General features: G+C 60.7%; 7 protein-coding genes and 1 pseudogene. 3 read left to right on the top strand and 5 right to left on the bottom strand.

What is annotated here, in order from left to right:
• Positions 1-189: 189 nt before the first annotated feature.
• From BN2503_RS18275 to BN2503_RS18260, 5 genes are all read right to left on the bottom strand, one after another.
• Entirely contained in the window at positions 190-774 is a 585-nt protein-coding gene (locus BN2503_RS18275; RefSeq protein WP_148639777.1) for a hypothetical protein, read from the bottom strand.
• Positions 775-1,303: 529 nt separating this feature from the next.
• Positions 1,304-1,786 carry a cupin domain-containing protein gene (locus BN2503_RS19750; RefSeq protein ID WP_011514927.1) on the bottom strand — a complete coding sequence of 161 codons (483 nt, stop codon included), beginning with the start codon at positions 1,784-1,786 and terminating at the stop codon, positions 1,304-1,306.
• Between the two features lie 7 nt (positions 1,787-1,793).
• Complete coding sequence (locus BN2503_RS18270; RefSeq protein ID WP_011514928.1) at positions 1,794-2,354, bottom strand: chlorite dismutase family protein; 561 nt, start codon at positions 2,352-2,354, stop codon at positions 1,794-1,796.
• 406 nt (positions 2,355-2,760) lie between these two features.
• On the bottom strand, positions 2,761-3,045 hold the full coding sequence (locus BN2503_RS18265) for a type II toxin-antitoxin system RelE/ParE family toxin (protein ID WP_011342942.1): 285 nt from the start codon (positions 3,043-3,045) through the stop codon (positions 2,761-2,763).
• Positions 3,042-3,320 carry a hypothetical protein gene (locus tag BN2503_RS18260; protein WP_011342941.1) on the bottom strand — a complete coding sequence of 93 codons (279 nt, stop codon included), beginning with the start codon at positions 3,318-3,320 and terminating at the stop codon, positions 3,042-3,044. The genes BN2503_RS18265 and BN2503_RS18260 overlap by 4 nt, the downstream gene beginning before the upstream one ends.
• Before the next feature lie 253 nt (positions 3,321-3,573).
• On the opposite strand from BN2503_RS18260, the gene BN2503_RS18255 reads away from it, so the two are divergent.
• From BN2503_RS18255 to BN2503_RS20320, 3 genes and pseudogenes are all read left to right on the top strand, one after another.
• On the top strand, positions 3,574-4,152 hold the full coding sequence (locus tag BN2503_RS18255; protein WP_012077403.1) for a recombinase family protein: 579 nt from the start codon (positions 3,574-3,576) through the stop codon (positions 4,150-4,152).
• Complete coding sequence (locus tag BN2503_RS18250; RefSeq protein WP_012077404.1) at positions 4,149-7,178, top strand: Tn3 family transposase; 3,030 nt, start codon at positions 4,149-4,151, stop codon at positions 7,176-7,178. The genes BN2503_RS18255 and BN2503_RS18250 overlap by 4 nt, the downstream gene beginning before the upstream one ends.
• A gap of 32 nt (positions 7,179-7,210) precedes the next feature.
• Positions 7,211-7,364: pseudogene (locus tag BN2503_RS20320) on the top strand (Tn3 family transposase); the annotation flags it as partial.

Raw genomic sequence — 7,364 nt, 5'->3', positions numbered from 1 at the left:
ACGCCACGAATCGCAGATTTGAAAGTGAACAGGAAAGTCAATGAAATCAACGATCTACCAACACCACCTCCGCGCCAGTGCTAGCTTTTCGTACCGTCACTTATTGCACTGAAAACGAGGAGACCCCAGCAAGCCCATGCACTCGTGGTCGCTGATTGAACATGGAAAGCCCCTCGCATCAAAAACGCATCAATAGAAAAAGGCGTCTTCGCGCCCCGCCTCAAGCCACGCCGCATGCTTTTCGCCAAAAACCCGCCCCACGGTCTGAGGGGAGGCCACGGTGCGATAGCCCTCCACGATCTTGACCGCCGCCGACCACACGCGCTTGGTGGCCACGCGCGGGCGCTGGATGTTGATTAGGGTCGAGCCACGACCGGCAGGCTCATCCAGCAGCGCGGCACAACGCGAGCCCGCTTCGAAAAGAATGATGTTCGCGGGGCGCCCGCACGCCTTGAACACCAGAACGCGCATGCCAAGCGCCTGCGCTCCCTCGGGCGCAAGGATCTCGAACGAATACTCCAGATCCCCACCACAGGACAGCTCGTCGTACACATCAACGGTCTGCCGGGGTGTGCTGGCCACCAGCAAATTGCCACCCGACAGTCGGTAGCCCCCGCCCCAGTCGTCATATTCGGCGCCGAGCCGAGCCACCACTTCGGTGTACTCCTCGCGTGCGAGGCGCGCACGTCCTTTGAGCCAAAAGTCAAAGTCCTTGGCCTGGACGCTCAGCCCCTTCAAAAACCCCTTTCGCTCGCTGGGCCACATGGCGAGCATTTGCTTCACGCCATCGATGGCGCCGATATCCGCACCACTGCCAGGCACCACTGCCATCCCTGGTCGCGGCGCGGAAATCTTGCTCTCTTTCAGGGGTTCTAAGCCGGAACCGCCGAAAATTCCGTCAGCCGATCAACGTGGCTTGTCCCGCGCCCGGTCGATGGGGTAGACCCAACAGTCGTGTCACTAGCCGCCATTTCGATCACGGCAATGCCAGCCGGACGTCACGTCCAGATTGTTCCGGTCTGGATGAGGCCGACTGACGTCTCGGATGACGGGTGGCATACAACTGCTGTGAGTCCTGCAGGGGGGCAGCTGCCTGACCGGACGGCGAGCATCAGCCCATCTCATGTATTAGTCATGTCAGCTTTGACACTGCGCACGCGACGGCACCCGACCCGTTGCAGACCCCCAGACATATGGAAAGCTGACGCTCAACGTGGAGTTAGCCGGCGCGGCGCGGCTTCATCGCGCAGCGTCCGTGTTGATGGATGGGTTAGAACTCTCTGGGGCACACATTTGAGAAAGACTATTTTTCAGCCAACGCAAAACCCGCGTTGCCAGATGCAACCACTGAGACAAATACAAACGGCACTGGACTAGTATTTAGAGCGCCATGCACTTGGCCAGGTTTTGCTATGGCAATATCTCCAGCCTTTAGATGAGCGACTTTGCCGCCTCCTTGGTAATACTCAGCCTCTCCAGAGATAACCGTCCAAGTATCTTGGCCGTCCGGGTGAACATGAGCGGTTATTTCTTGCCCAGGATGGGCATGCCAAACAACAACTGCTGAGTCCTTGGTTTCCAGAACCACTGAACGAATTGGTTCGCCGTCAGACGGACGAATATATTCTGTTACCGAAAATATTCTTGATTCCATTTCCATATCCACTCCAAAAATCAATTTGGCTTGAGAAGTTATTACAGAACAACTGTATCCGAGAGTTCTACGTTGCCGATAACCGGCCCGAAACGGCGGCGCAACGCGCCGCTGTTGGGGGTCCGTGTTCATCGGCGGGTTAGACCTGTGCTTGCGTAAGACGAATATCGACTTCTCGGTCGACGTATTTCCATTCCTCTGACGCACGCAGTTCGGAAAGCAGCCTGTTGAACTCAACCTCATGAATTGGCGCGTATTCGAACCAATTCAGAAAATCGAACGGTTCATTCTCTGAGAGGTCGCGGCAGTGGTGGAGCTTGCGCGCTACTGCAGGCAAATACTGAAGCCCGATTTGGACGTGCTTCGACTGTTCGAAAACGCTCCGGCGTTCGTCTTGCGTGAGCTCCCACCAAGCTGCGTTCTTCCGGATCGGTATTAGCGCACCGCACGTTGCTTCTGGGCGCGCCAGACCTTGCTGCTTCGCTACAATTTCATTCTTCTCTGCGCGCATGACATATCGTTCATTGCTGGTTATTCCACGAAGTATCCAGGGTGCATTGGTTTCAGACTGCAACTCTGAAGCGGATACGACGTTGAGCCTTTTGGCTTCAGGCAGGGGCTCGCCAACTCTCGTTTCGGCCCTGACAATCCGCCAAGGGCCAATGTCTGCGCCGACGAAAGCAAATAATCGTGTATCCATTTCAATCTTTCATGTGTGAATGTTTTAACTCTTGCAGCTTCGAAGAACCTATCTGCCGATCCCGTGATTGTGCATCATCGCCTCCGCGCAACTGCGACGACCGCCCGCAGCAATCACATTGAACTTTCGAATCGAAACTGCTGAAGCGAACCTACGCGGACGTACGGCCGCAGTCTGTGCGCTGCCGGACGGAGCGCTGCCAATTTGCGCCTACTGGCAGGCTGTGAGTGCGCGGATGGGCCAGCGACCTCCCTTCATAGAGGGAGCGAAGCAGGTCAGAGACACTATTGAACGTCCGCTACCGGGAAGATGCTTGACCGTCCGCAACTGGCCGCCTGCCGCCGACCGCGGTCTGGCTCGAAAGCAGTCTGTCAACGCGCCGTTTCATTGTTGCCATGATCATCTCTTAATCGCGCACAGGCGGCCACAGGCGGGCAGTATGAACCAGCGTCAGTATCCACACCGTTTCGCCGTCGATCTGATACACCAGGCGATAGCTTTCGTGCGGGATCAACTCGCGGGTCCCGGGAATCTTTCCCGGCTTGCCCAGCATGGGGTGCTGGATCAAGCGGGCGGCCGCGTCGCTGAAAATCTCATCCATCCGGGCCGCCGCGCGCGGATTGTCGGCTGCGATGTAGTCCCACACATCGGCACGGTCTTGCTGCGCTTCGGGCGTCCAAACAACCCTCACGCCTGGCTCGCCACACTGGCACGCCGTGCGGCGAATTCGGCCTCAACTTCATCGTTCGACCGCCCCAATCCAGCGCGCATCGAAGCCCGGCCGGCTTCGACCTTGCGGCGCAGGAACTCGTCGTACTCGCGCGACTCGCGCTGGCGCTGAACGAACTCGCGCATCAGCTCGCGCAGCACTTGCGACGCCGGGCGATGGGCCGCCTCGGCTTCGGCCATAAACTCGGCGCGCAACTCAGGCTCCAGCTTCATCGTGAAAACGGCTTGTTTTGACATGATCGGGGCCTCCTGCCACTTGATACTAACAAAGTATATACGCCGTCATTACTAAGCGCTATTCACAGAACGCTGCAAGGCGGGCGTGCGCTAGGCCAAGGCCTGTCGGAAAACATTTGTTTTTCGACAGGCCTTCAACGGTCCTCTGCACCAACCTCCGAGTGGCCGCAAAATTGTGCGGAAAACTCTGTCGCCAGACGCTACCATACGGAAACCTCGTCTTAATGGTTTTCCGCTTATGTTGGTAGGTTACATGCGCGTGTCGTCGGACTCCGACCGCCAGAGCACGAACTTGCAGCGCGATGCGCTGCTCGCCGTCGGCGTCGATGCGCGGCATCTGTTCGAGGATCATGCTTCCGGCGCGAAGGACGACCGCGCGGGCCTGGCGCGGGCGCTCGAATTCGTTCGCCCTGGCGACGTGTTGGTCGTGTGGAAGCTCGACCGGCTCGGCCGTTCGTTGTCGCACTTGCTCGCCATCGTGACCTCGCTCAAGAAAAAGCAGGTGGCGTTCCGCTCGCTGACGGAGAACCTGGATACCACGACGCCCTCGGGCGAGTTTCTGTTCCAGGTGTTCGGCGCGCTCGCGCAGTACGAACGCGCCTTGATCCAGGAACGTGTCGTCGCCGGTCTGGCTGCCGCCCGCAAACGCGGCCGGATCGGCGGCCGGCCGCAGGCGATCACCGGCGAGAAGCTGGAGGCCATCGTCGCTGCGCTCGATGGCGGCATGTCCAAGGCGGCGGTGTGCCGCAACTTCGGCGTCAAGCGAACCACGCTGATCGAGACCCTGGCACGGGTTGGTTGGACGGGCTCTCGTGGAGCGTCATCGCGATGACGACCAAGAGCGAACGATTGACCGTCCTGTCGGACGCCGAGCAGGAAGCCCTGTACGGCCTGCCGGACTTCGACGACGCCCAGCGGCTGGAATACTTGGCGTTGACTGAAACCGAACTGGCGCTCGCCAGCAGCCGGCCTGGTCTCCATGCCCAGGTCTATTGCATCTTGCAGATCGGTTACTTCAAGGCCAAGCATGCCTTCTTCCGCTTCGACTGGAGTGAGGTCGAGCACGATTGCGCCTTCGTGCTGAGCCGCTACTTCCACGGCGAGTCCTTCGAGCACAAGCCAATCTCCAAGCACGAGCACTACACCCAGCGCGAGTGGATTGCCGATCTGTTCGGCTACCGGCCGTGGGCGGCCGAGTTCCTGGCGCAGCTCGCGCAGCAGGCCGCGCAGACCGTGCGGCGCGACGTGATGCCGGGGTTCATCGCCGCCGAGCTGATCGTCTGGCTAAACGAGCACAAGATCATCCGGCCCGGCTATACCACCCTGCAAGAGCTGGTGAGCGAAGCCCTGTCCGCCGAGCGTCGGCGGCTGGCTGGCCTGCTGTCGGAAGTGTTGGACGAATCGGCCAAGGCCGCGCTGGGTCGGCTTCTAGTGCGTGACGACACCCTGTCGCAATTGGCGGCGCTCAAGCAGGACGCCAAGGACTTTGGCTGGCGTCAGATGGCCCGCGAACGCGAAAAGCGCGCCACGCTGGAGCCGCTGCACCGGATCGCCAAGGCGCTGCTGCCCAAGCTCGGCGTCTCGCAGCAGAATCTGCTGTACTACGCCAGCCTGGCGAACTTCTACACCGTCCACGATCTACGCAACCTGAAGGCCGATCAGACCTACCTCTACCTGCTTTGCTATGCCTGGGTGCGCTACCGGCAGCTTTCCGACAACCTGGTCGATGCGATGGCCTACCACATGAAGCAGTTGGAGGACGAAAGCAGTGCGGGCGCAAAGCAATCCTTTGTCGCCGAGCAGGTGCGCCGTCAGCAAGACACACCGCAGGTCGGCCGCCTGCTGTCGCTTTACATCGACGACAGCGTGCCCGATCCCACGCCGTTCGGCGATGTGCGCCAGCGCGCCTACAAAATCATGCCCCGCGATACGCTGCAAACCACCGCGCAGCGCATGAGCGTGAAGCCGGTGAGCAAGCTGGCTTTGCACTGGCAGGCGGTGGACGGCCTGGCTGAGCGCATCCGCCGCCATCTTCGGCCGCTGTATGTCGCGCTCGACCTCGCTGGCACTGATCCGGGCAGCCCGTGGCTCGTGGCGCTGGCCTGGGCCAAGGACGTGTTCGCCAAACAGCAGCGCCTATCGCAACGGCCGCTCGCCGAATGTCCAGCGGCCACGCTGCCGAAACGCTTGCGACCGTACCTGCTGACCTTCGATGCCGATGGCAAGCCGACGGACCTGCATGCCGACCGCTACGAGTTCTGGCTGTACCGCCAGGTCAGGAAGCGCTTCCAGTCGGGTGAACTCTACCTCGACGACAGCTTGCAGCACCGGCATTTTTCCGACGAGCTGGTTTCGCTGGATGAGAAGGCCGCCGTGCTGGCGCAGATCGACATCCCGTTCCTGCGGCAGCCACTCGATGCCCAGCTCGATGCGCTCGCGACCGAGCTGCGCGCTCAGTGGCTGGCCTTCAACCGCGAGCTGAAGCAGGGCAAGCTGACGCACCTAGAATACGACAAGGACACGCAGAAGCTGACATGGCGCAAGCCCAAGGGCGAGAACCAGAAGGCGCGCGAGAAGGCGTTCTACGAGCAACTGCCGTTCTGCGACGTGGCCGACGTGTTCCGCTTCGTCAACGGCCAGTGCCAGTTCCTGTCGGCGCTGACGCCTTTGCAGCCGCGCTATGCGAAGAAGGTCGCCGACGCCGACAGCCTGATGGCGGTCATCATCGCGCAGGCGATGAACCACGGCAACCAGGTCATGGCACGCACCAGCGACATCCCGTACCACGTGCTGGAGAGCGCCTACCAACAGTACCTGCGCCACGCAACGCTGCACGCGGCCAACGACTGCATCAGCAACGCCATCGCCGCGCTGCCGATCTTCCCGTACTACTCGTTCGACCTCGATGCACTGTACGGTGCCGTCGATGGTCAGAAATTCGGCGTCGAGCGGCCGACCGTGAAAGCGCGCCACTCGCGCAAATACTTTGGGCGCGGCAAGGGCGTGGTCGCCTACACGCTGCTGTGCAACCACGTGCCGCTCAACGGCTACCTGATCGGCGCGCACGATTACGAGGCCCATCACGTGTTCGACATCTGGTATCGCAACACGTCGGACATCGTGCCGACCGCGATCACCGGCGACATGCACAGCGTCAACAAGGCCAACTTCGCTATCCTGCACTGGTTCGGCCTGCGTTTCGAGCCGCGCTTCACCGACCTTGGCGATCAGTTGAAGGAACTCTACAGTGCCGACGATCCGGCGCTGTACGATCAGTGCCTGATCCGGCCGGCCGGGAGAATCGACCGCGATCTCATAGTCAGCGAGAAGCCGAACCTCGACCAGATTGTCGCCACGCTCGGACTGAAGGAGATGACGCAGGGCACGCTGATCCGCAAGCTATGCACCTACACCGCGCCGAACCCCACGCGGCGCGCGGTGTTCGAGTTCGACAAGCTCATCCGCAGCATCTACACGCTGCGCTACCTGCGCGATCCGCAACTGGAGCGCAACGTTCACCGCTCACAGAACCGCATCGAGTCCTATCACCAGCTACGCTCAACCATCGCCCAGGTCGGCGGCAAGAAGGAATTGACCGGGCGCACCGACATCGAAATTGAGATCAGCAACCAGTGCGCCAGGCTGATCGCCAACGCGGTCATCTTCTACAACTCGGCCATCCTCTCGCGGCTGCTGATGAAGTACGAGGCGAGCGGCAACGCCAAGGCGCACGCTCTCCTGACCCAGATATCGCCGGCGGCCTGGCGGCACATCCTGCTGAACGGGCATTACACCTTCCAGAGCGACGGCAAGATGATCGACCTGGATGCGCTCGTGGCGGGGCTGGAGCTGGGATGACGGAAATTTCGGCGGTTCTGGCTTAGAACCCCATGATGAGCATGGAGACCACCAAACGGGTGTGGCAAGCCCGGCTTGATCCTCGGCGCAACACACCTTCCATTGGAATCTACTCCCATGTAAAAGACCGGTGGGGCATCTTCCATGCGCAGCCCTTTGTGCTCAATGAGCGCCAGGCGGGCGTGG

This window comes from Paenacidovorax caeni (assembly GCF_001298675.1).
GTDB lineage: Bacteria > Pseudomonadota > Gammaproteobacteria > Burkholderiales > Burkholderiaceae_C > Paenacidovorax > Paenacidovorax caeni.
Note: the sequence above shows the minus strand (reverse complement) of the source record. Positions and strands in the feature narration are given on the sequence as shown.

Bases quoted from the DNA above. Each gene is read 5' to 3' on its own strand.
- BN2503_RS18275 (WP_148639777.1), bottom strand. From the start codon at position 774: ATGCTCGCCATGTGGCCCAGCGAGCGAAAGGGGTTTTTGAAGGGGCTG.
- BN2503_RS19750 (WP_011514927.1), bottom strand. From the start codon at position 1,786: ATGAACACGGACCCCCAACAGCGGCGCGTTGCGCCGCCGTTTCGGGCC.
- BN2503_RS18255 (WP_012077403.1), top strand. From the start codon at position 3,574: ATGCGCGTGTCGTCGGACTCCGACCGCCAGAGCACGAACTTGCAGCGC.
- BN2503_RS18250 (WP_012077404.1), top strand. From the start codon at position 4,149: ATGACGACCAAGAGCGAACGATTGACCGTCCTGTCGGACGCCGAGCAG.
- BN2503_RS18260 (WP_011342941.1), bottom strand. From the start codon at position 3,320: ATGTCAAAACAAGCCGTTTTCACGATGAAGCTGGAGCCTGAGTTGCGC.
- BN2503_RS18270 (WP_011514928.1), bottom strand. From the start codon at position 2,354: ATGGATACACGATTATTTGCTTTCGTCGGCGCAGACATTGGCCCTTGG.